The sequence below is a fragment of the Leptothrix sp. (in: b-proteobacteria) genome (genome assembly GCF_965250675.1).
In the GTDB taxonomy this organism is placed as follows: domain Bacteria; phylum Pseudomonadota; class Gammaproteobacteria; order Burkholderiales; family Burkholderiaceae_C; genus Sphaerotilus.
This window is the reverse complement of the sequence record NZ_CBDFPH010000003.1, coordinates 317,324-338,189: the sequence shown is the minus strand read 5'-3', so window position 1 is coordinate 338,189 and position 20,866 is coordinate 317,324. Positions and strand designations below refer to the sequence as shown.

Genomic DNA, 20,866 nt, shown 5'->3' with positions numbered 1-20,866 from the left:
ATGCTTTGAATCGAAGGAATGTGATCTGGAAGGGGCCGTCAGGCCACAGCGGCCGAGCCGTGGCCCAGGTAGGCCTCGATGACCTTGGGGTGCTGGCGCAGCTCGGCTGCTGGGCCTTGCAGGGTGGTTTCGCCCATTTCGAGCACGTAGGCGTGGTCGGCCACCTGCAGGGCGGCGCGCGAGTTCTGCTCGACCAGCAGGATCGAGACGCCGGCATCGCGCAGCGATTGAATGACGCGGAAGACCTCGTTCATGATCATGGGCGCCAGGCCCAGCGAGGGCTCGTCGAGCATCAGCACCTGCGGGCGGCTCATCAGCGCGCGGCCGATCACCAGCATCTGGCGCTCGCCGCCGGACAGGGTGCCGGCCATCTGCGGGCGGCGTTCGCGCAGGCGCGGGAACATGTTGAAGACGTGTTCGAGCTGCTCCTCGCGGTCGTGGCGGCCCAGGTGGCGGCGCAGGTAGCTGCCCAGTACCAGGTTGTCCTCGATGCTCATGGAGCTGAACAGCTCGCGCGACTCGGGCACCAGCGCGACGCCGCGCAGCACGCGGCGCTCGACCGGCAGGTCGCTGACGTTTTCCTCGCCGATCAGGACCTGGCCCTGGGTGCTGGCGTTGGCGGGCAGGTTGCCCATCATCGCGTTCAGCAGCGAGGACTTGCCGGCGCCGTTGGGGCCGATCACGCTGACGATCTGGCCGGCGTGCAGCTCGATGTTGGCGTCGATCAGGGCCGCGCTCTTGCCGTAGCTGACGTGCAGCCCACGGGTACTCAACAGCAGTTTGCTCACGATATTTCCACTCCGCCCAGATAGGCGCGCAGCACCGCCGGGTCCTGGCGGACTTCCGCCGGCGTGCCCTGCGCGATGCGGGTTCCGAATTCCATCACCACCAGGCGGTCGGTGAGGCCCATGACGAAGTCCATGTCGTGCTCGACGATCAGCACGGCCATGCCCTCGGCGCGCAGCTGGCTCAGCAGCCGGGCCAGGGCCTGCTTTTCCTGCAGGCGCAGGCCGGCGGCCGGCTCGTCCAGCAGCAGCAGGGCCGGGTCGGTGCAGAGCGCGCGCGCGATTTCCAGGATGCGCTGCTGGCCCAGCGCGAGGCTGCCGGCAGGTTGATTCATCAGATCGCCCAGGCCGACGCGGCGCAGCTGCTCTGCCGCCAGGTGCAGCAGGCGCGCTTCTTCGGCCCGGTTGCTGCGCAGCGCGGCGCTGAGCATGCCGCGGCGGCCGCGCAGGTAGGCGCCGATGGCGACGTTCTCCAGCACGCTCATCTCGGGCATCAGGCGCACATGCTGGAAGGTGCGCGCCACGCCGCGGCGCACGATGTCGCGCGAGCTGCGCGAGTCGATGCGCTCGCCCAGGTAGCGGATCTCGCCCGCGCTCACCGGCAGCACGCCGGTGATCAGGTTGAACATGGTCGATTTACCCGCGCCGTTGGGGCCGATCAGACCGACGATTTCGCCGGCGTGCAGATCGAACACCATGTCGTTGACCGCCACCAGGCCACCGAACTGCTTGCGTGCCTGGCGCACTTCCAGAATGCGCTCGCCCCGCGCCGGCTTGGCGCGCACGGGCATGTCGGCGTAGCCGGCCGGCTCGGTGGCCGGGGCCGTGGCGCCCGACGGCTTGCCGTCCTGCCGGAACAGGCGCAGCAGCACCGGCCACAGGCCTCGGCTGGAGCGCTGCAGCACCACGATGATGATGGCGCCGAAGGCCACCGTCTCGAAGCTGCCGACCGAGCCCAGCAGCTGCGGCAGCGTGTCCTGCAGCAGTGCCTTCAACAGCGTCAGCACGCCGGCACCGACGATGGCACCCCAGACGCTGGCAATGCCCCCGATCACGGCCATGAACAGGTATTCGATACCGATGTTCAGGCCGAAGGGCGTGGCGTTGATCGAGCGTTGCAGGTGCGCATACAGCCAGCCGGCCAGCGACGCCATCAGCGCGGCGCAGACAAAGCTGGCTAGCTTGTAGCGCGCGGTGTTGGCGCCCATGGCCTCGGCCATCACGGCGCCGCCATGCAGTGCCCGGATGGTGCGGCCGGGGCGGGAGTCGAGCAGGTTGCGCGTCAGCACCACGCACAGCAGCACGGCCAGCCAGATGGGCGCGAACATGCGGTGCGGCGTGTCGAGCGCCACGCCCATCACGCTGATCGGCGGGATGCCGGCCAGGCCGTCGTACTTGCCCAGCACCTCCAGCGTGCCGAACAGGTAGTAGAGCGACAGCGCCCAGGCGATGGTGGCCAGCGGCAGGAAGTGGCCTGACAGGCGCACGGTGACCGCACCGATCAGCGCGGCCGAGCCGCCCGAGAGCGCCAGCCCGGCCAGCAACCCCAGCCAGGGCGACGAGCCCAGTGCCGTGCACAGCACCGCAGTGGTGTACGCGCCCAGGCCCACGAAGGCGGCCTGGCCGAACGAGATCATGCCGGCCACGCCGGTCAGCAGCACCAGGCCGATGACGGCCACCGCCGCCACGCCGATGTAGTTGCCCATCGTGTACCAGAAGGGCGGCGCCGGCAGCAGGGGCAGCAGGCCCAGGGCGACGAAGAAGAGCGTGGCGGGGGAACGAATCCAGCGGGGCAGCATCAGTGGTCCTCCACGTGGGGGCTGGTCATGGAACGCCACATCAGCACAGGAATAATCAGGGTGAACACAATCACTTCCTTGTAAGCACTGGCCCAGAACGAGCCGAAACTCTCGATCAGGCCGACCAGCACCGCGCCCAGCGCGGCCATCGGGTAGCTCGCCAGCGCGCCGACGATGGCGGCGACGAAGCCCTTGAGCGCGATCAGGAAGCCGGTGTCGTACTGCATCGTGGTCAGCGGGCCGACCAGCACGCCGGCCAGCACCGCCATCAGCGTGGCCAGCGAGAAGGCCAGGCTGCCCGAGGCGGTGGGCGCAATGCCCATCAGCCGTGCACCGGCCCGGTTGATGGCCGTGGCGCGCAGGGCCTTGCCGGTCAGCGTGTGACCGAAGAACAGGTAGAGTGCCCAGATCAGCACGGCCGAAGCCAGCAGCACTAGCAGGCTCTGGCCCGACAGCATCAGGCCGCCGACCGTCCACTGCGCGTCCGTCAGCGGGTTGGAGCGCAGGCCCTCCGGGCCGAAGCACAACAGCCCCAGGCCGATCAGCATGAAGTGCACGCCGACGGCAATGATCAGCAGCACCAGCACCGACGCCTCGGCCGCCGGCTGAAAGGCCAGCCGATAGATCATCGGCCCCATCGGCAGCACCAGCACCGTGGTGACCAGCAACTGCACCAGCAGCCCGGACTCCTGCAGCGACACCGTCTTCAGCAGACCCAGCAACAGCAGCGGCAGCGCGATGTTCAGCGCCAGGCTGCCCAGGAGGCTGTGCACGCTGGTGCTGCGGCCGCGCCGGGCGTGCCACAGCGCCACGCTGGCATCAACTGCAAAGGCGCACACGCCCAGGCCGATCAGCAGCCACAGAATGGTCGGGAATTGGCCCGCCTGCAGCATGGCCATCGTGATGGCGCTGAAAGCGACGAACTCACCCTGGGCCACGTAGATGACCCGGGTGACGGAAAACACCAGCACCAGCGCCATGGCCACCAGCGCATAGACCGCGCCGTTGGTCAGGCCGTCCTGGGACAGGATGGCGGCAATCGAAAAATCCATGAGATGGTTTCCCCAAAATCAAGCGCGAAACACGAAGGCGTCGCTGAAGAAACGGTCGGCCTGCAGCCCGGCCCGCGCGCTGAACTCCGCCTGTGCCGCGTTGATCATCAAGGGGTTGCCGCAGGCATAGACCTCGTGCGCGGACAGGTCCGGGTGGTCGGCCAGAACGGCCTCGTGCACCAGGCCGCGGCGGCCGGTTTCCCCGGCGCCGGCGCCGGAGAACACCGGCACGATGCGGATGCCCGGATGGCGTGCGCACCATGCCGCCTCGCTGTCGAGCGCGTAGAGGTCCTCGCGCTGCCGCCCGCCCCAGTAGAGCGTGGCGCCGCGTGCGGCCAGTTCGGCGCCGTGCGTGGCCAGCAGCGCGGCAATCGGCGCGTAGCCGGTGCCCGATGCCAGCAGGATCACGGGCGCAGTGCCGCTGCGCAGCGTGAAGTCGCCGAAGGGGCCTTCGATGCGCAGCAGGTCCCGCGCCTTGAGCTTGTCGTAGGCGTGGGGCGAGAAGCGCCCGCCCTCGATGCGCCGCACATGCCACTCGATCTCGCCGTGCTCGTTGGGCGCATTGGCCATCGAATAGCTGCGCCGCGTGCCGTCGCGCAGCACCACCTCGGCGTACTGGCCAGCCTCGAACTGCCAGCCGGCCTGCGCCGGCACCTGGGCCTTGATGACCGCGACATCGGCGCTGGGGTGCGAGACCTCGGTGACGCGTGCGGCCGTCTTGACGACGCGCCGGCCCGGCTCGGCCGGCACGCCCGGGGCGTCCAGCACCAGATCCGACTGCGGGAAGGCCTGGCAGCTCAGGCAGCTGCCCTCGGCCAGGGTGGCCAGGGCGGTGGCCTGCTCTGACGTGCGGTGCTGCACGTCGCCCGACACCACGGGCAGGACGCAGCTGGCGCAGCTGCCGCCGCGGCAGCTGTGCGGCAGCCAGTAGCCGGCCTCGGCAGCGGCGTCCAGCACCGTCTGGTCGCTGCGGCACGAGAAGGTGCCGCCGGCCGGCTGCAGCCGGATCTGGAAGGTGGAGGTCATGGCCTTTCCTCAGCCCGCTTCGCTCATCGTCGGCTGGGCATGGATGCGGTCATGCTCGGCCTGCTTGAGCAGGTCCAGCGCGACGTCCACGATCATGTCCTCCTGGCCGCCGACCATGCGGCGCTTGCCCAGCTCGACCAGGATGTCGACCGCCTTCAGGCCGTACTTCCGGGCCGCCGCCTCGCTGTGGCGCAGGAAGCTGCTGTAGACGCCGGCATAGCCCAGCGCCAGCGTTTCGCGGTCGACGCGCACCGGGCGGTCCTGCAGCGGGCGCACGATGTCGTCGGCGGCGTCCATCAGCTTGTAGAGGTCGGTGCCGTGGTTCCAGCCCATGCGTGCAGCCGCAGCGATGAACACCTCCAGCGGCGCGTTGCCCGCCCCGGCGCCCATGCCGGCCAGGCTGGCGTCGACGCGGTCGCAGCCTTCTTCCACCGCGACGATGCTGTTGGCCACGCCCAGGCTCAGGTTGTGGTGGGCGTGCATGCCGGTCTGCGTCTCGGGCTTGAGCACGTCCTTGAAGGCGCGGAAGCGGTCGCGCACGTCGTTCATGCTGAGGGCGCCGCCGGAGTCGACCACGTAGCAGACGGTGGCGCCGTAGCTCTCCATCAGCTTGGCCTGCTGGGCCAGGCCCTGCGGGGTCTGCATGTGGCTCATCATCAGAAAGCCGACCGCTTCCATGCCCAGGTGGCGGGCGTATTCGATGTGCTGGCGGCTGATGTCGGCCTCGGTGCAGTGCGTGGCCACGCGCACGATGCGCGCGCCGGCGTCGTAGGCCGCCTTCAGGTCATGCACGGTGCCGATGCCCGGCAGCAGCAGCGTGGCGATCTTGGCGTGCTTGACGACGCTGGCCACCGCTTCGATCCACTCGACGTCGGTGTGCGCGCCGAAGCCGTAGTTGAAGCTGCCGCCCTGCAGGCCGTCGCCGTGGGCGACCTCGATCGAGTCGACGCGGGCGTCGTCCAGCGCCTTGGCGATCTGCCTGGCCTGCTCGACGCTGTACTGGTGGCGGATGGCGTGGCTGCCGTCGCGCAGCGTCACGTCGGAGATGTAGATCTTCTTTTCCATGAGGGGCTCCTTCAGGCCGTGACGTGGCTGGCTGCCAGCATGCGGGCAGCCATGTGCTCGGCGGTGCGCAATGCGGCGCTGGTCATGATGTCGAGGTTGCCGGCGTAGGCGGGCAGGTAGTGCGCCGCGCCTTCGACCTCCAGGAATACCGAGGTCTTCAGGCCGCTCAGGTTCTTGCCGATGCCGGGAATCGTCAGGCCCTCCAGGCGGTCGAACTGGACCTTCTGCTTCAGGCGGTAGCCTGGCACGTAGCTCTGCACCGCAGCGGCCATGCGCTCGACCGATTCGGCAATGGCATCTTCATCGGCGAAGTCGCTGAAGGTGTAGACCGTGTCGCGCATGATCAGCGGCGGCTCGGCCGGGTTGAGCACGATGATGGCCTTGCCCTTGGCCGCGCCGCCGACCACCTCGATGGCCTTGGACGTGGTCTCGGTGAACTCGTCGATGTTGGCGCGCGTGCCGGGGCCGGCGCTCTTGCTGGAGATGCTGGCGACAATCTCGCCGTAGTGCACCTTGGTCACGCGCGAGACTGCCGCCACCATCGGAATGGTCGCCTGGCCGCCGCAGGTGACCATGTTGACGTTCATGGCGTCGAGGTGGTCCTCGCCATTGACGACCGGAATGCAGTACGGGCCGATGGCCGCCGGCGTCAGGTCGATCAGGCGGATGCCGGGCTTGAGCGAGCGCAGGAACGCGTCGTTCTTGACGTGAGCCCCGGCGCTGGTCGCGTCGAAGACGACGTCGATGTCGGCGAACACCGGCAGGCGGGTCAGGCCCTCGACACCCTCGTGCGTGGTGGCCACGCCCATGCGGGCCGCGCGGGCCAGGCCATCGGAGGCGGGGTCGATGCCGACCATGGCGCCCATCTCGATGAACTTGCCGTGGCGCATGATCTTGATCATCAGGTCGGAGCCGATGTTGCCGCTGCCGACGATGGCGGCTTTGAGCTTTCTGGGCGTGCTGGCGCTCATGTCATTCCTTGGTCAGTTGAGGCGGATCAGGTGATCGGCCGGGGGATTTGCGTAGAGTTGTTCAACGTGGGCAGCCCTGCGCGTCAATACGGCGCGCTGGTTGATGTAGCCCTTGTCCGTGATCTCGCCGGCGTCGGCGCTGGGGGGTTCGTCCAGGATCAGCAGGCGAACGGGCGCCTGCGATGAACCGCCGCCCTCCTGGCGGAATCGCACCAGGCCGGCGCGCAGTTGTTCTGCCAGTTCCTGCGGCGGCAGGGCCTTGGCCTGTGGCGTCAGGAAGACCATCAGGCCGACGTCGCCGCGGTCGTGCCCGGTGACCACCGCGTCCTGCACCCAGGGCGACAGCATCGACAGCGCACGCGTGCGCAGCGGGCCGACCGACACCCAGGTGCCGCTGGAGAGCTTGAAGTCCTCGGCCACGCGGCCATCGAACAGGATGCCGGCCTGGGGCAGGTCCGGCATCATGAGCAGGCCGGCATCGCCCATCAGGTAGTAGCCGTCCTCGTCGAAGGCCTTGGCGGTCTGCTCCGGAGCATTCAGGTAGCCGGGGAAGACCGAGACGCCTTTGACGCGCATTTCCAGCTTGCCCGCGTTGGGCACGAACTTGATCTCCACGCCCGGCACCGGCAGGCCGATGCAGCCGGCGCGCTCCAGGCGCCAGTGCACGCTGGTGAGCAGCGGCGAGGTCTCCGTCGAGCCCCAGGCCGAGGTGAACCAGACCTTGTGGTGCGAGACGCGCTCGGCCACCGCCTCGATGCGGTCCCAGGTCGCCTGCGACAGCGCGGCGGCGGCGTAGAACAGCGCTTTGAGGCGCGCGAAGAAGTCGCTGGCGAACGCCGGATCGTTTTCCAGGAACGGCACCATCGCGTCGTAGCCGCGCGGCACGTTGAAGTAGAGCGTGGGCTGGATCTCGCGCAGGTTGCGGATCGTTTTCTCGATCAGGCCCGGCATGGGCCGGCCTTCATCGATGTAGAGCGCGCCGCCATGCGCCAGCACCAGGTTGAAGTTGTGGTTGGCGCCGAAGGTGTGGCTCCAGGGCAGCCAGTCGACCAGCACCGGGGGCTCCTGGCTCAGGAAAGGCCAGACCTGGGCGATGGCCTGCTGGTTGGCGCACAGCATGCGGTGGGTGTTGATCACCACCTTGGGCACGCCGGTCGAGCCCGAAGTCAGCAGGTACTTGACGTGATCGTCGGGCTGGATGCGGCGGAAGGCCGCGTCGACGTCTGCACGCTCTTCGGTGTCCAGCAGCTGTGCGAAGGTCCGGGCGCCGTCCACCAGCTCCGCGTGGGCCGAAAACACCAGCGGCACGCCGGGCGCGGCGGCCTGGGCTGCCGCGCCGTAGACCCGGGCGTCCGAGGCATAGACCAGCGCCGGGTCGAGCAGGCCGAGCATCGCGCCGAGCTTGCTGTGGTCCTTGGTCAGGCGGCTGTAGGCGCTGGAGACCGTGCTCACCGGCTGGCCGATGTGCATGCCCGCCAGCAGCAGCAGCGCGTGGTCGACCGCGTTGTCCGACAGCACGACCAGCGGCTTGCCCGCCGGCAACTGCAGGTCCAGCAGCGACTGGGCGATGCGGCCAACCTGCTGGCGCACCTCGCGGTAGCTCAGCCGGCGCCACGCGTCGTCGGCGCCGCGCTCGGCCAGGAAGACGGCATCGGGTGTCGTGCGGGCCCAGTGTTCGAGCCATTCGCCGATGCAGCGCACCGGCTCGCCCAGCGGCAGGGTCGAGCGCAGGATGAAGGAGCCGTCCGGGCCGTCGATCACCTCGACGCTGGGCGGCGCCAGCATCGAAGGGTCGTCGAAGAAGGCGATGCTGGAGGTTGGATTGCTCATGGCGGGTCTCACCTCAGGCGTGTCACTTGACCAGCTGCCAGCTGTTCTTCTGGATGCTCAGCAGCACCCGCGAACGCGTGTCGAAGCCGGAGTGGTCTTGCGCCGTCATGTTGACCACGCCGTGGGTGACGGCCAGGTCCTTGGTGCCTTCGATCGCATCACGCAGTGCCTGGCGGAACTCGGCCGAGCCGGGCTTGGTCTTCTTGGCCGCCTGGGCCACCGCACGGTCCAGGATCAGGTAGGCGTCCTGCGCGTAGGCGCCGAAGTTGTTGCGCGTGCCGGCGCCGTACTTGGCCTCGTAGGCCTTGACGTAGGCCAGGCCGGCCGCCTTGCTCGGGTGGCTGTCGGGCAGCTGCTCGACGACCAGCACCGGGCCGGACGGCAGGATCGCGCCTTCGTCGGCTTCGCCCGAGACGCGCAGGAAGTCGTTGTTGGCCACGCCGTGGGTCTGGTAGATCTGGCCCTTGAAGCCGCGCTCGCGCAGCGCACGCATCGGCAGCGACGCCGGGCTGCCGCTGGCGCCCACCAGCACGGCGTCGGGCTGGGTGGCGACGATCTTGAGCACTTGCGCGGTCACCGAGGTGTCATTGCGCGCATAGCGCTCGACAGCGACCAGCTTGAAGCCGGCGGTCTGCTCGCGCGCCTGCGACTCCTTCAGCCAGGCCTCGCCCCAGGCGTCGCTGAAGCCGATGAAGGCCAGCTTCTTCACGCCCTGCGCCTTGGCGTGGTCGAACACCGCGCTGCCCATCACGCTGACCGATTGGGGCAGCGAGAACACCCAGGCCAGCTGCTCGGGCTTGGGCTGGAACGGCGCCAGCGCGAGCTGCGGCGTCCTGGTCTGCGCAGCGACTTCGGCGATGGACAGCGAGGTCGGCACGGCCGAGGAGCCGATGATCACGTCGACCTTGTCGACGTCGACCAGGCGGCGGGCGTTCTTGGCCGCCTGGGACGGATCGGTGGCGTCGTCAAAGATCACGTACTTGACCGGCAGCCCGCCCAGGGTCTTGGGCAGCAGCTCCAGGCTCTGCTTCTCGGGATGCCGAGCGAGGCTGCGGGGCCGGTCGAGCTGATCGACACGCCGACCATCACTTCGGCGGTCTGGGCATGGGCGGTACCGAGGGTGAAGGCCGAGGCGATCAGGGCGGCGAGGGCGTGGCGTCTTTGCATGGTTTGTCTCAGCAGGGGTGGTGGGTGCGTCGGATGCACCTCGGATAGGGATTCGGGGGAAGAAGAAAGCAGGAAAAGTCAGACGGCGCGGCAGCGCACCGGTCCCAGGCCGCCGATCGACAGCGACAGCTCGTCGCCGGCCTGGAAGGTGAACATCGGGCCCAGCGCGCCGGACATGACCGTGTCGCCGGCGCGCAGGGGCTGGCCCAGCGCCGCCATGGTCTTGGCCAGCCAGAAGGCGGCGCGCAGCGGGTGGGCCATGCAGGCCGCACCGCTGCCGACCGAGACGGTCTGGCCGTTGAGGCGGAAATCCATGCCGCACTCGGCCAGCGTCAGCCCGCCGAGCGGCTTCGGGTCGGTGCCGAGCACGTACAGGCCGCAGGAGGCGTTGTCGGCCACGGTGTCGACCAGCGTGATCTTCCAGTTGTCGATGGCGCTGTCGACGATCTCGATGGCGGGCAGCGCGTAGGCGATGGCCAGCACGAAGCGGCTCCAGCTCAGGTCGGCGTCGGTCAGGTCGCGGCCGATGACGAAGGCGATCTCGCCCTCGGCCTTGGGCTGGATGAGCCGGCCGGTCGGGACGGCATCGCCGTCGAGGAACTCCATGTCGTTGAACAGCACGCCGTAGTCCGGCTGGTCGACGCCCAGCTGCTGCTGCACCGCCTTGGAGGTCAGGCCGATCTTGCGGCCCGAGAGCGTGCGGCCGGCCTGCAGGCCGCGCTCGGTGTTGAGGGCGGCGACCGCATAGGCGTCTTCCAGCGTGGTGATGCCGAAAGTCTCGGAGATGCGGGCGATCGGCTGGCGCGTGACGCGGGCCTGGTACAGCGCGTCAGCGGCTTGCGCCAGTCGGGGTTGGGCGATGCTCATGGGTGGGCGGTCTCGGAAATCAGGATTGGGGGGAGGGCTCAGCGGCGAGGCGCTGGATCAGGGCCTGGGCGCTGACGAGTTCGTCCTGCAGCGCCTGGCGCAGCGAGGCTTGCAGGTCCGCAACGATCTCGGCGGTGGAGGCCACGCGGTCGATGCCGCCCAGGCCGTGACCGGCGGACCAGACGTCTTTCCAGGCCTTCTTGCTGGTGCTGATGTCGCCGGAGAAGTCGATGCGCTTGTCCTGCTGCAGCAGCTCGCCGGTGATGCCGGCCGCGTCCAGCGTGGACTTGAGCCAGTTGGCCTCGACGCCGGAGACCGCCTTGGTCAGCACCAGGTCTTCCAGGTGGCTCTGCACCAGCAGGTCGCGGTATTCGGGGCTGGCCAGGCTCTCGGTGGCGGCAATGAAGCGGGTGCCGGCCACCACGAAATCGGCGCCTAGCAGCTGCGCCGCGCGCAGGTCGCGGCCCGAGGTGATGGCGCCGGCCAGGCCCAGCGGCCCCTGCCAGAAGCGGCGCACCTCGGCCACCAGCGCGAAGGGGTTGTACTGGCCGGTGTGGCCGCCCGCGCCCTGGGTGACCAGGATCAGCACGTCGGCGCCGGCCTCGGCGGCCTTGCGCGCCAGCTTCGGGTTGACGACGTCGGCCATCACGATGCCGCCGTACGCATGCACGGTGTCGAGCACGCGCCTGGGGCTGCCCAGCGCGGTCGAGACGATCTTGGGCTGGTACTTGCGCACCAGTTCCAGCTCGCGCTCGAAGCGGTCGTAGGTGCTGTGGACGATCAGGTTGAGCGCAAACGGCACGTCGCGGCCGCAGGCGGCGATGCCGTCGACGGTCTGGCGCAGCCAGTCGTCGAGCATCTCGATGCTGCGGGCGTTGGCGGCCGGGTAGCTGCCGATGATGCCGGCGCGGGCGCTCGCCACCACCAGTTCCGGCCCGGAGACCAGGAACATGGGCGCGGTCATCAGCGGCAGGGCGCAGGCGTCGAGCAGGCGCAGAAACTCGGTCTGGGGCGCGGTCAGCACGCGCTCATGAGGGGTGGTTGTCATGGTGAATCAGCCGTTGCGGGCGAAGCCGCGGATTTCCCAGCCGCCATCGCTCTGAATCACGTGGGCGGTGGTGGCCCGGGAGTTGGCGCGCGAGGCCAGCAGCACGTAGTGGCCGGTGTGGTCTTCGGGCTCGGCCATGAAGCGCAGCGGCATGGTGCTGGCGACCGATGCCTGGAAGCCGGGAATCTCCGACAGCCGCTGCTCCTGCCGGCCCAGGCTGGCGGGGCCGCGCAGCGGGGTGGCGGTGCCGCCCGGTGCCACGCCGTTGACGCGCACGTCCGGGGCCAGCTCGTAGGCCAGCTGCTTGATCAGGCCGACGCCGGCGTGCTTGGATGCCACGTACAGCGGGCCGCCGCCGCCGGCGTAGAAAGCCGAGTTCGACAACGTGAAGATCATGCTGCCCTTGCTGGCGCGCAGGTGCGGTGCCGCCGCGTGCGCGGCCAGCACGTAGCCCTTGACGTTGATCGAGAAGATCTCATCGAAGCTCTCGCTGAGCTGCTGGCCGCTGAGCTTCTCCAGCTTGGCAAAGTAGTCCCAGACCCCGGCGTTGCCCACCAGCGTGTCGAGCTTGCCGAAGCGATCGACCGTGGCGGCCACCGCCCGCGCGTTGTCCTCGTGCGAGCGCACGTCGCCCTGCACCACGACGACCTGGTCGCCGAACTCCTGCTGCAGCGAGGCCACGTGTTCGGCGCTGCGCACCAGCACGCCGACGCCCATGGCGCCTTCGGCCAGGAAGCGCTTGACCACCGCCCGGCCGATGCCTGAACCGCCGCCGGTCACCAGGGCCACATCACCACTCAACCATTCCATGGCGCCGTCCTCACAGGAAGGTGTTGAAGTTCTTGGACATGAACAGCGACTGCGTGATCAGCACCGTGCGCCGGGCCAGGCGCAGTTCGCCGTCGATGTCGCGCCAGACGTCCTGCCGCCGGCCCAGCAGCAGGTCGTTGTCCGACTCGCCGCGGCTGCGGTAGTTCACGAAGGTGGAGTGCACGAGGAACTCGTCGCTCCGGGCCGTGTGGAAGGCCTCGATGTTGCTGACCACGTGCACATGGCGGGTGGGGGGGTCTTCGGCCCAGGCCGAGGGCTGCTTGAAGCGCGCCACGCGGATGGTCAGCTCGCGCAGCGAGTCGTCGAAGAAGGCGCCACGACCGCGCTCCCAGGCGCCGAGCTTGTCGGCGCGGCGGCGGTTCTCGACCGAGGGCATCCAGTAGTGGATGTCCTCGGCCATCAGCGCCAGCCAGGTGTCCCAGGCTTCGGAGTCGAGCAGGCGGGCCTCGCGGAACAGCAGTTTCTCGATGCGGCGGCCCAGCGCGGCGTCGACTTCAGGCCCTTCGGGCACGGTCAGGGGCATGCTCATGCCGACTCCTTGGCGGTCTCGGGGTAGACGAAGGCGGTGTCCGCGAGGCGGTTCACGTCGCGCTGCGGCATGTCGGCCCAGCTGGGGGCCTTCATCAGGTCCAGCCAGCGCTGGTAGAAGGCGCGGTGGTTGGCCTCGTTGACCTGGTTGCGGTAGACGTTGCCCGGCAGGTGGGTGTCGCTCAGGCGGCTGCCCAGGCCCAGGCCCATGTAGAGGTCCTGCTGGCGCGTGACGAAGCCGGCGTTGGTGCGGCTGGAGAACTCGAAGTTCTCGCCGTCGTCCATCTCGAAGATGCCCGAGGGCGAGAAGGTCAGCATCGCGCCCTTGCGCCAGCGTTCCTTGATGTCCTCGGGCGCGCTCTTGTTGACCAGCGTCCAGGTGTGCAGTTCGATCTTGCCGGGGCCGCGCGGCTGCCAGACGCGGAAGGTGTTCTGGCCGGGCAGGAAGGACATGTTCGGGAACACGCTGGCCGAGGCGATCGAGCCGATCATCTTCGAGCGCAGCTCGCCCAGGCGCTGGGCCACCTGCGGCTGGATGCCGTAGAGGTACTTGCGGATTTCCTTGTCGCCCAGCGTCGCGGCATTGCCGACGATGTCCAGGTTGAACTCCCAGCCGTGGCCGTTGTGGTTGACGTGGTAGGACTCGTTGTCGTCCTTGTAGACCGGCGAGACCGGGCCGCCGAGGATGGCGCGGGCGGCCGAGTCGTGCGTCCACAGCGCGTGGTAGATGTCGCCGATGAAGTTCTCGGTCGGCACCTTCCAGTTGCAGTGGATGACCGACTTGACCGGGCCGCCGACGAATTCCGTGCCCTGGCCGTCCATGTCCAGCATGACGTCGAGGTAGTAGCGGAAGTCGCCCAGGAACGCTTCCAGCGATGGCGCCGTCGGGTCCATGTTGCCGAAGATCAGGCCCTTGTAGGAGGCGACCTGGGCGACCGGGTGCAGGCCGTGCGCGGTCTTGTCCATGCCGCTGTCGTTGAACAGCTCCTGGCCGGCCATGCCGCGCAGGGCGCCGTCAATGCCGAAACTCCAGCCGTGGTAGTTGCAGATGAAGCTGCGGGCGTTGCCCTCGTCGCTGAAGCTGATGCGGTTGCCGCGGTGCGGGCAGGTGTTGAGGAAGGCCTTGACCGAGCCGTCCTTCTGCCGCACGACGATGACGTTGTCTTCCGCCATCGACGTGGTCAGGTAGTCGCCCGACTTGGGCAGCTGCGACTCGTGCGCGAGGAACAGCCAGCTGCGCGCAAAGATCTTTTCCAGCTCCTGCTGGTAGATGCGGTCGTCCCAGTAGACCCGGCGCGACAGGCGGCCCTTGTCGAAGTCGATCAGCGAGTCGAGGTAGTCGAGCGGCGCGTTCGAGGGGTCGCGGCGCAGGCGGGGCGGGCAGTCGCCGGTGCAATCGCTGGTGGAGTGATCAGACATGTCAGTTCCTGGAGGCGGGGGGTGTCGTGGCGGCGTCAGATGGCGGCGCCGGCGTCTTCGGCTTCCGCGTCAAGGTCCGCATAGATGTCGTCACCCTCTTCGAGCACGCGGTAGGTGCGAAGGTCGGTCGTGCAGGGGAAGGCCACGGCCTGGCCCGAGGGGATGTGGAACTGGCCGTCGTGCACCGGACAGGCGATCAGGTCGCCGTCGATGATTTCCCCTTCGGACAGCGACGCCGTGGCGTGCGTGCACACATCGTGGGTGGCGTAGAAACGGCCCTCGATGTTGTAGACCGCGACCGGGCAACCGTCCGGTGCATCGACGCGGCGAACCGCGCCTTCGGCCAGATCGGCACGGCGCAGCAGGAAGACTTTCTTGCTCATGGCTTTCTCTTTCAGATCAGTGGAGCTTCAGCTCGACGAAGCCCAGCCCGGTGACCCATTCGGGCACCGGGGCGTAGTCGATGACCTCGCCGGTGGCCGGGCCGACGGCGCCCATCGCGCAGGCCCAGTTGCGGATTTCCATGCCGCCGTTGCCGCCTTCGGCCAGGATGTAGTCGTCGCTCAGCGCGGCCAGGGCGGGGAGGTCTCCACGGACGGCGTAGTCCAGGATCTGCCGGTCGAAGGTCTCGTTGACGCGGCCCATCTCGGCCGTGCCGACCCAGTGGCTGATACCGCCGCTGCCGATCACCACCACGCGTTCCTGGTCCGGATAGGCCTCGACCGCGCGGCGGATGCCCTGGCCGACCTCGATGGCGCGCTTCATGCGGATGTACGGGTCCACGCCTGCGGCCAGGTAGACCGGAATCGTGCCGATCGACTCGCCCCGCTCGCGCAGCGGTCGCACGATCTGCTGGTCAGGCACGGCAATGGCGTGGTCGACGGTCAGCGACCGCGCCACGGCCCAATCGAGGCCGTTGTCGAGACCGTGTGCCGCGATGTGACGGGCCAGCGGCGCGTTGGTCGGGATCACGCCGCGCTTGAGGCCCGGCAGCTGGTCGAGCGGGCCGTCGACGTCGCCGGTGCCGATCAGGAAGCTGGGCAGGCACGAGGTCCCGAACAGCATGTAGTGATCGGCGCCGATGATCACCACACTGGTGGGCCGAAGCTCGGCCAGGCGGCGCGAGCACTCCGCGAATGCGCCCCACATGCGGGCCTGGATCTCGGCTGCAGGGGCCTTGGGGGCGATGAACATCACCGGGTCATGCGGCACCAGGAAGCCACCAACAATCTGTCCCATCGTCTTTCTTTCGGCAGCACGATCCCCGGCAGCGCGCCATGCACGCTGCCTCGGACTCGGCCAGTCAGGGTTAAAGGGTGAAGGCTGCGGGGCCGTTCACTGCTTGAGCGAGGCCAGGTGCACCGCCTCGCCTTCGGCCAGCGGACGCAGCGCCTTCATGTAGAGCCGCATGTCGCGCGAGGGGGACAGCTCCTGCCAGAAGCCCATCGTCAGCATCGGGTTGACGCCCAGGCGTTGCAGCGCAAGCACATCGAAGCCGGTCAGCATCGCCCGCTCGTCGTCGCTGAGGGCAAAGCGCGCCAGGAAAGCCTCGGGCTCTTCCTTGAAGCGCAGCTTGGCGCTGCGATCCACCGTCAGCTGGTGCAGCACCCGCTCAAGAAGGTCTCGACTCATGGCCGCCTCAGGCGCAGAACTGCGTCACGAGGTGGAGGAAATCGGCCTTGCGCTCGGTCTGGACCCAGTGGCCGCAGTGACCGAACACGTGCAGGTCGGCGTTCGGGATGGCGCGCGCCAGCAGCTGGCCACATTCCAGCGGCACGACGTGGTCCTCACGGCCGTGCAGCACCAGCGTCCTGGCCTGGATCTGCGCCACCGAGGCTTCCGGAAAGCCCTTGACCACGGTCGGGCCTTCGGCGTTGGGCTTGGGCAGCAGCTTGCGCAGCGCATCCTGCGCGCCGGGGCGGGCACTGGCCTCGAAGCGGCTGCGGACCATCTCGTCGGTGATGATCGACTGGTCGAAGGGGAACAGCCGCATCGTGCGCTCCATGTTCTCCAGCGTGGGCTCGTACTCCCAGGCCGAGCGCAGGCCGGGCGTCTGCATGAATTCACCCGCAGGCGTGCCCAGCAGCACCAGGCGGTCCACGCGGTCAGGCTTGAACAAGGCCAGCGCAATGGCCAGCGCACCACCGAAGGAGTTGCCCACGAACGAGGCCTTCTCGATGCCCAGCGCGTCCATGATGCCCAGCAGGTGCTTGGTCCAGAGCTTGATGTCGTACTTGTTCTCGGCCTTGAACTCGGTGAAGCCAAAACCGGCAATGTCCGGCGCGATGACGCGGAACTGGCCGGCCAGGTCGGGCATGACCCGGCCCCAGTTCGTCCAGGCCGAGACCCCAGGGCCGGAGCCATGGAGCAGGAACAGGGGCTTGCCTGTGCCGTCCTCGAAGTAGTTGGTCTGATGATCTGCCGCGACCAGGGTCTTGCCGATTCCGAACTGACTCAATTTCAACTCCATACAGATGCGTATGTGTATGGTATTGATCTGATGGACATCAATCAATGACAATTTAACTAGGGTTTTTACTGATGACGATGGCCTTCTCGGTCCATGCAACAACGTTTGTTGTCTGGCTGCGCAGGGGCTCTTTCTCGTCGCAGGTGCCTCGATGCCTGCACCGCGGAAGTCGCGGTGCGGTGCTTTGCGGCACGGATCTGGCGCATAAAATCCGCAGACGCATGGAACCTGTCGACACCCACCCAGAAGAGCTCACCTCCCCCGCGCTGGGGCCCGTCATCCGACGAGCGAAGGCCCGCAGCGCGCCTCGAACCCAGTTGACCCCCAAGGACTGGATCGATGCCGCCACCAACCTGCTGGTACAGCGCAGCGTGGACGCCATCAATGTCGACGCGCTGGCCAAGACCCTTGGCGTGACGCGTGGCAGTTTCTACTGGCACTTCACCGACCGCGAAGATCTGTTGCTGCGGATGCTGCAGAGCTGGCGCGACGCTGCCACCGAGCAGGTGATCACCCGCTTCGAGCGCGAGGGCGCCACCGCACGCGAGTTGATCAACGAATTGCTCAGCCTTCCTTTCCGCGGCCGTGCCGCAGGCCGCGCCGCGTCGATCGAACTGGCGATCCGGGCCTGGGCCCGGCGGGACGAGGTGGCGCGCAAGCTCGTCGACCAGGTCGACAGCCAGCGCCTGTCCTACATCGCCCAGTGCTTCTCGTCCCTGGGCTTCGACATCACCGAGGCCCGGACCCGCGGTTTCCTGCTCTACAGCTACGAGTTGGCGGAATCGCTGCTCGGCGGCTCCTCCAGCGGGGAGCACAGCGAGGACCGCCGGCAGACCGTTGAGCGCCTGCTGCTCAGCGCGCCCCCAGTCGGTGATGTTTGAATCACAGGGGCGATGACATCACTTACCGCCTGTCCGGCAAGGAAGGCGGCGTGCGCACTTCATTCATGCCGGGCGCGACGCTGCAGGTGAAGAATGGCGATGTGGTCGTGACCGCCCCGCAAGCGCCGCCCAAGTCCTGACAGGTTCTCAAACGAACATGCCGCCCGATGCCTCGATCCGCTGGGCATTGATCCAGCCGCTGCTGGGCGCCAGCAGCGCCGCGATCGCGCCCCCGATGTCGTCCGGCAGGCCTACGCGGCCCAGCGCGGTTTGCGCGGCGACAAAGGCGTTCAACTGCGCGTTGTCGCGCACCGCACCGCCGCCGAAGTCGGTTTCGATCGCGCCCGGGGCCAGCGTGTTGACGGCGATGCCGCGCGCCCCCAATTCCTTGGCCAGGTAGCGGCTCAGCACTTCCACGGCACCCTTCATCGCCGCATAAGCGCTGTAGCCGGGCAGGGCGAAGCGGGCCAGGCCGCTGGAGATGTTGACGATGCGGCCGCCGTCGTTCATCAGCGGCAGGAGCGCCTGTGTGAGGAAGAACACGCCCTTCAGGTGCATGTTGACCAGATCGTCAAACTGCGCCTCGGTGGTCTCCATGAAGCTGGCGTGGCGGCCTTCGCCCGCGTTGTTGACCAGATGGTCGAAACGATCGCGCTCAAACGTCGTGGTCAGCGCGTGCTGCACGGCCGCGGCAAACGCGGGGAAGCTCGCGCTGGCGCTCACGTCCAGTGGCAGGGCCACGGCGCGGCGACCCAGCGCCTGGATGGCGGCGACGGTCGCCTCGGCTTCGGCCTTGGCACTGCGGTAGGTCAGGATGATGTCGCTGCCCTGCGCCGCGAGATGCAGGGCCGTGTTCTTGCCTAGGCCGCGGCTGCCGCCGGTGATGAGGGCGATCGGGGCGATGGGGGTGGTGTTTGCAGTCATGAGTCGCTGTTCCTTGGTGGATGTGACTGCAGTCTATTGATTGGCAAAGCGTACATAAACCTGTCGTTATGAATTTGACTGTTCGCTAATAATCGACCAATGAGTCCCATCGACCGCCTGCAGATTTTTCACCGTGTGGCCGAACTGGCCAGCTTCAGCCAGGCGGCACTGAGCCTGAACCTCCCCAAGGCCAGTGCGTCCATCGCCGTTCAGCAGCTCGAGACCCAGCTCGGAGCGCGCCTGTTGCACCGCACGACCCGGCGGGTGCAACTGACGCAGGACGGGCAGGCCTTCTACGAACGCAGCAAGGACGTGCTGGCCGACATGGACGAGCTGCAGTCGATGTTCCAGTTGCAGAACGCCAAGGGGCTGACCGGCCGTGTTCGCCTCGACATGAGCACCGGCCTGGCGCGCAACATCGTCATCCCCCGCCTGCCCGAGCTGCTGGCCGCTCACCCGCTGCTGGAGGTCGAGCTGAGCAGCACCGAGCGCCGGGTTGATCTGGTGCGCGAAGGCTTTGACTGCGTCTTGCGCACCGGCAGTGTGGTGGATACCAGTCTGGTCGCCCGCCCGCTGGGCGCACTGCAGCAGCTCAACTGCGCCAGCCCCGCGTACATCAAGGCCTTCGGCATGCCGCAGACCTTGGCGGACCTGGCAAAACATCGCCTGATCCACTTCGTCGGCACCCTGGGCAGCAAATCCGCCGGATTCGAGTACACCGACGAGACGGGCACGCCGCGAAACGTCGTCATGGGCGGTGCGGTGACGGTCAACAACGCCGAGGCCTACACGGCGGCCTGCCTGGCGGGGCTGGGCATCATCCAGGTGCCGCAGATCGGTGAATCCGAGCACCTGCGCAGCGGCGCGTTGGTCGAAGTCCTGCCCCAGTTTCTTGCGCCGCCGATGCCCCTGAACCTGCTCTACCCCCACCGCCGCAACCTGTCGCATCGGGTACGGGTCGTGATGGATTGGCTGGGCGCGGTGATTGCCGATGCGCAGGTGGGCGGCGGCCAGATGCTGCGCGGGATGTGAGCCCGGATCAGATCCTGCCAAAGGTGTTCGGTTCGTGCCATACGGCGCTGGTTCAGGGCTATGTGATTGAAGGGCACGTGCCCGAGAGTGACATCAAGCGCTTGTTGAAGGAAAAGCCGCAGCCGATCCTGCGCAGACCGGTCGGCCAGAGGTGAAGGGCGTGTCCAGACGGGCACGCCCTTTTTTCATTTTCTTCAGGTCCGGGCAACACCGTTTTCCGCACAAGCAAAACCAGTTTGCTTCGTTCGCGTTTCAAGCCGCGCTGCCTATCGTTGCGGCCCATGAACATCATCAGCCTCCTTGGCAGCCCGTCGGAAACATCGCGTTCCGCAGCGCTGCTTCACCACGCCCAGTCCCTGCTGGCGCCCTACGCCGCGCAAGTCCACACCGTGTCGGTGCGTGACCTGCCGGCCCAAGCCCTGCTGCACGCGCGCTTCGGCGATCCGGCCCTGGTTGCCGCGATCCAGAAGGTGCAGGACGCGCAGATCGTGCTGGTGGCCACCCCGATCTACAAGGCCGCCTACAGCGGTCTGCTCAAGAGCTTTCTGGACCTGCTGCCGCAGGACGGCCTGCGCGACAAGACCGTGCTGCCGCTGGCCACCGGCGGCAGTCCGGCGCATCTGCTGGCGGTGGACTACGCGCTCAAGCCGGTGCTGTCGGCGCTCGGCGCGCGCGACATCCTCGACGGCGTCTTCGCCACCGACGAGCAGGTGCCCAGGCGGACCAGCGGCGGCTACGAGGTCAGCGAGGCGATCGCCCTGCGCCTGGAGCGCGCGCTGCGCGACGTCATCGCCCAAGCCACGCTGGCCTGGACCCCGCCGTGGGCAGGCGAGCCGCTGCGCTTTGCGGTCTGAGCACCGCCCGCCCGACGCCCGCAAGACCTGATTCGCTGTCACCACGGTTCTGCCCGTGTTCTTTCTGTCTTTCATCCACCCCACAAAGGAATCCCCATGAGCATCACCGCCATCAACGTGCGCAACCAGTTCCGCGGCAAGGTCAAGGAAATCATCGAAGGCCCTGTGGTCTCCGAGATCGACGTCGAGACGCCGCAAGGCCTGATCGTCACCTCGGTCATCACCACGCGCTCGGTCAAGGACCTGAACCTGACCGTGGGCAAGGAAGTGATCGCGCTGGTCAAGTCCACCGAAGTCTTCATCGCGGCGCTCTGAGC

22 protein-coding genes and 1 pseudogene are annotated in these 20,866 nt (G+C 68.0%); 5 read left to right on the top strand and 18 right to left on the bottom strand.

Translation table 11 applies throughout. From position 1 onward, the window contains the following. Window positions 1–38: 38 nt before the first annotated feature. From AC5IG3_RS07055 to AC5IG3_RS06975, 17 genes and pseudogenes are all read right to left on the bottom strand, one after another. Complete coding sequence (locus tag AC5IG3_RS07055) at window positions 39–788, bottom strand: ABC transporter ATP-binding protein (RefSeq protein WP_491905570.1); 750 nt, start codon at window positions 786–788, stop codon at window positions 39–41. Further along, on the bottom strand, window positions 785–2,584 hold the full coding sequence (locus AC5IG3_RS07050) for a branched-chain amino acid ABC transporter ATP-binding protein/permease (protein ID WP_491905569.1): 1,800 nt from the start codon (window positions 2,582–2,584) through the stop codon (window positions 785–787). The genes AC5IG3_RS07055 and AC5IG3_RS07050 overlap by 4 nt, the downstream gene beginning before the upstream one ends. Continuing rightward, window positions 2,584–3,636: a branched-chain amino acid ABC transporter permease gene (locus tag AC5IG3_RS07045; protein ID WP_491905568.1), complete on the bottom strand. Its 1,053-nt coding sequence runs from the start codon at window positions 3,634–3,636 to the stop codon at window positions 2,584–2,586. Before AC5IG3_RS07045 ends, AC5IG3_RS07050 begins: the two co-directional genes overlap by 1 nt. An 18-nt stretch (window positions 3,637–3,654) precedes the next feature. Then, window positions 3,655–4,662 carry a 2Fe-2S iron-sulfur cluster-binding protein gene (locus AC5IG3_RS07040; protein WP_491905567.1) on the bottom strand — a complete coding sequence of 336 codons (1,008 nt, stop codon included), beginning with the start codon at window positions 4,660–4,662 and terminating at the stop codon, window positions 3,655–3,657. A 9-nt stretch (window positions 4,663–4,671) separates the two neighbouring features. Further along, window positions 4,672–5,727, bottom strand: coding sequence for a 4-hydroxy-2-oxovalerate aldolase (gene dmpG, locus AC5IG3_RS07035; RefSeq protein ID WP_491905566.1), 1,056 nt, complete (start codon window positions 5,725–5,727; stop codon window positions 4,672–4,674). Between the two features lie 11 nt (window positions 5,728–5,738). Further along, complete coding sequence (locus AC5IG3_RS07030) at window positions 5,739–6,698, bottom strand: acetaldehyde dehydrogenase (acetylating) (RefSeq protein WP_491905565.1); 960 nt, start codon at window positions 6,696–6,698, stop codon at window positions 5,739–5,741. A 12-nt stretch (window positions 6,699–6,710) separates the two neighbouring features. Further along, window positions 6,711–8,528, bottom strand: a complete 1,818-nt coding sequence (locus AC5IG3_RS07025; RefSeq protein ID WP_491905564.1) for a feruloyl-CoA synthase — start codon at window positions 8,526–8,528, stop codon at window positions 6,711–6,713. Window positions 8,529–8,550: 22 nt separating this feature from the next. After that, window positions 8,551–9,695: pseudogene (locus AC5IG3_RS07020) on the bottom strand (ABC transporter substrate-binding protein). Between the two features lie 78 nt (window positions 9,696–9,773). After that, window positions 9,774–10,562 carry a 2-keto-4-pentenoate hydratase gene (locus AC5IG3_RS07015; RefSeq protein WP_491905563.1) on the bottom strand — a complete coding sequence of 263 codons (789 nt, stop codon included), beginning with the start codon at window positions 10,560–10,562 and terminating at the stop codon, window positions 9,774–9,776. A gap of 19 nt (window positions 10,563–10,581) precedes the next feature. Then, complete coding sequence (locus AC5IG3_RS07010; protein WP_491905562.1) at window positions 10,582–11,610, bottom strand: NAD(P)H-dependent flavin oxidoreductase; 1,029 nt, start codon at window positions 11,608–11,610, stop codon at window positions 10,582–10,584. A 6-nt stretch (window positions 11,611–11,616) separates the two neighbouring features. Next, on the bottom strand, window positions 11,617–12,420 hold the full coding sequence (hcaB, locus tag AC5IG3_RS07005) for a 3-(cis-5,6-dihydroxycyclohexa-1,3-dien-1-yl)propanoate dehydrogenase (protein WP_491905561.1): 804 nt from the start codon (window positions 12,418–12,420) through the stop codon (window positions 11,617–11,619). A 10-nt stretch (window positions 12,421–12,430) separates the two neighbouring features. Beyond that, entirely contained in the window at window positions 12,431–12,970 is a 540-nt protein-coding gene (locus AC5IG3_RS07000) for a 3-phenylpropionate/cinnamic acid dioxygenase subunit beta (protein ID WP_491905560.1), read from the bottom strand. Next, window positions 12,967–14,388 (bottom strand): aromatic ring-hydroxylating oxygenase subunit alpha, encoded by a 1,422-nt coding sequence (locus tag AC5IG3_RS06995; RefSeq protein WP_491905559.1) that lies wholly within the window; start codon window positions 14,386–14,388, stop codon window positions 12,967–12,969. Before AC5IG3_RS06995 ends, AC5IG3_RS07000 begins: the two co-directional genes overlap by 4 nt. A 35-nt stretch (window positions 14,389–14,423) precedes the next feature. Beyond that, complete coding sequence (locus AC5IG3_RS06990) at window positions 14,424–14,771, bottom strand: non-heme iron oxygenase ferredoxin subunit (RefSeq protein WP_491905558.1); 348 nt, start codon at window positions 14,769–14,771, stop codon at window positions 14,424–14,426. A 16-nt stretch (window positions 14,772–14,787) separates the two neighbouring features. Then, a complete protein-coding gene (locus AC5IG3_RS06985) occupies window positions 14,788–15,627 on the bottom strand; it encodes a DODA-type extradiol aromatic ring-opening family dioxygenase (RefSeq protein ID WP_491905557.1) in 840 nt (279 codons plus the stop codon). 96 nt (window positions 15,628–15,723) lie between these two features. Then, complete coding sequence (locus AC5IG3_RS06980) at window positions 15,724–16,020, bottom strand: hypothetical protein (protein WP_491905556.1); 297 nt, start codon at window positions 16,018–16,020, stop codon at window positions 15,724–15,726. A gap of 7 nt (window positions 16,021–16,027) precedes the next feature. Continuing rightward, window positions 16,028–16,846: an alpha/beta fold hydrolase gene (locus AC5IG3_RS06975; RefSeq protein ID WP_491905555.1), complete on the bottom strand. Its 819-nt coding sequence runs from the start codon at window positions 16,844–16,846 to the stop codon at window positions 16,028–16,030. A 233-nt stretch (window positions 16,847–17,079) separates the two neighbouring features. On the opposite strand from AC5IG3_RS06975, the gene AC5IG3_RS06970 reads away from it, so the two are divergent. After that, a complete protein-coding gene (locus AC5IG3_RS06970) occupies window positions 17,080–17,739 on the top strand; it encodes a TetR/AcrR family transcriptional regulator (RefSeq protein WP_491905554.1) in 660 nt (219 codons plus the stop codon). 147 nt (window positions 17,740–17,886) lie between these two features. Here AC5IG3_RS06970 and AC5IG3_RS06965 read toward each other — a convergent pair whose 3' ends face one another. Next, a complete protein-coding gene (locus tag AC5IG3_RS06965; RefSeq protein ID WP_491905553.1) occupies window positions 17,887–18,663 on the bottom strand; it encodes an SDR family NAD(P)-dependent oxidoreductase in 777 nt (258 codons plus the stop codon). A gap of 99 nt (window positions 18,664–18,762) precedes the next feature. Between AC5IG3_RS06965 and AC5IG3_RS06960 the strand changes: the two genes are divergently transcribed. The 4 genes from AC5IG3_RS06960 to AC5IG3_RS06945 all read left to right on the top strand — a co-directional run bounded on the left by AC5IG3_RS06960 (window position 18,763) and on the right by AC5IG3_RS06945 (window position 20,864). Continuing rightward, window positions 18,763–19,695: a LysR family transcriptional regulator gene (locus AC5IG3_RS06960; protein ID WP_491905552.1), complete on the top strand. Its 933-nt coding sequence runs from the start codon at window positions 18,763–18,765 to the stop codon at window positions 19,693–19,695. Next, entirely contained in the window at window positions 19,692–19,850 is a 159-nt protein-coding gene (locus AC5IG3_RS06955) for a DUF411 domain-containing protein (RefSeq protein WP_491905551.1), read from the top strand. The genes AC5IG3_RS06960 and AC5IG3_RS06955 overlap by 4 nt, the downstream gene beginning before the upstream one ends. 126 nt (window positions 19,851–19,976) lie before the next feature. Next, window positions 19,977–20,549, top strand: coding sequence for an NADPH-dependent FMN reductase (gene ssuE / locus AC5IG3_RS06950; RefSeq protein WP_491905550.1), 573 nt, complete (start codon window positions 19,977–19,979; stop codon window positions 20,547–20,549). Window positions 20,550–20,645: 96 nt separating this feature from the next. Further along, entirely contained in the window at window positions 20,646–20,864 is a 219-nt protein-coding gene (locus AC5IG3_RS06945) for a TOBE domain-containing protein (RefSeq protein WP_491905549.1), read from the top strand. Window positions 20,865–20,866: the final 2 nt, after the last annotated feature.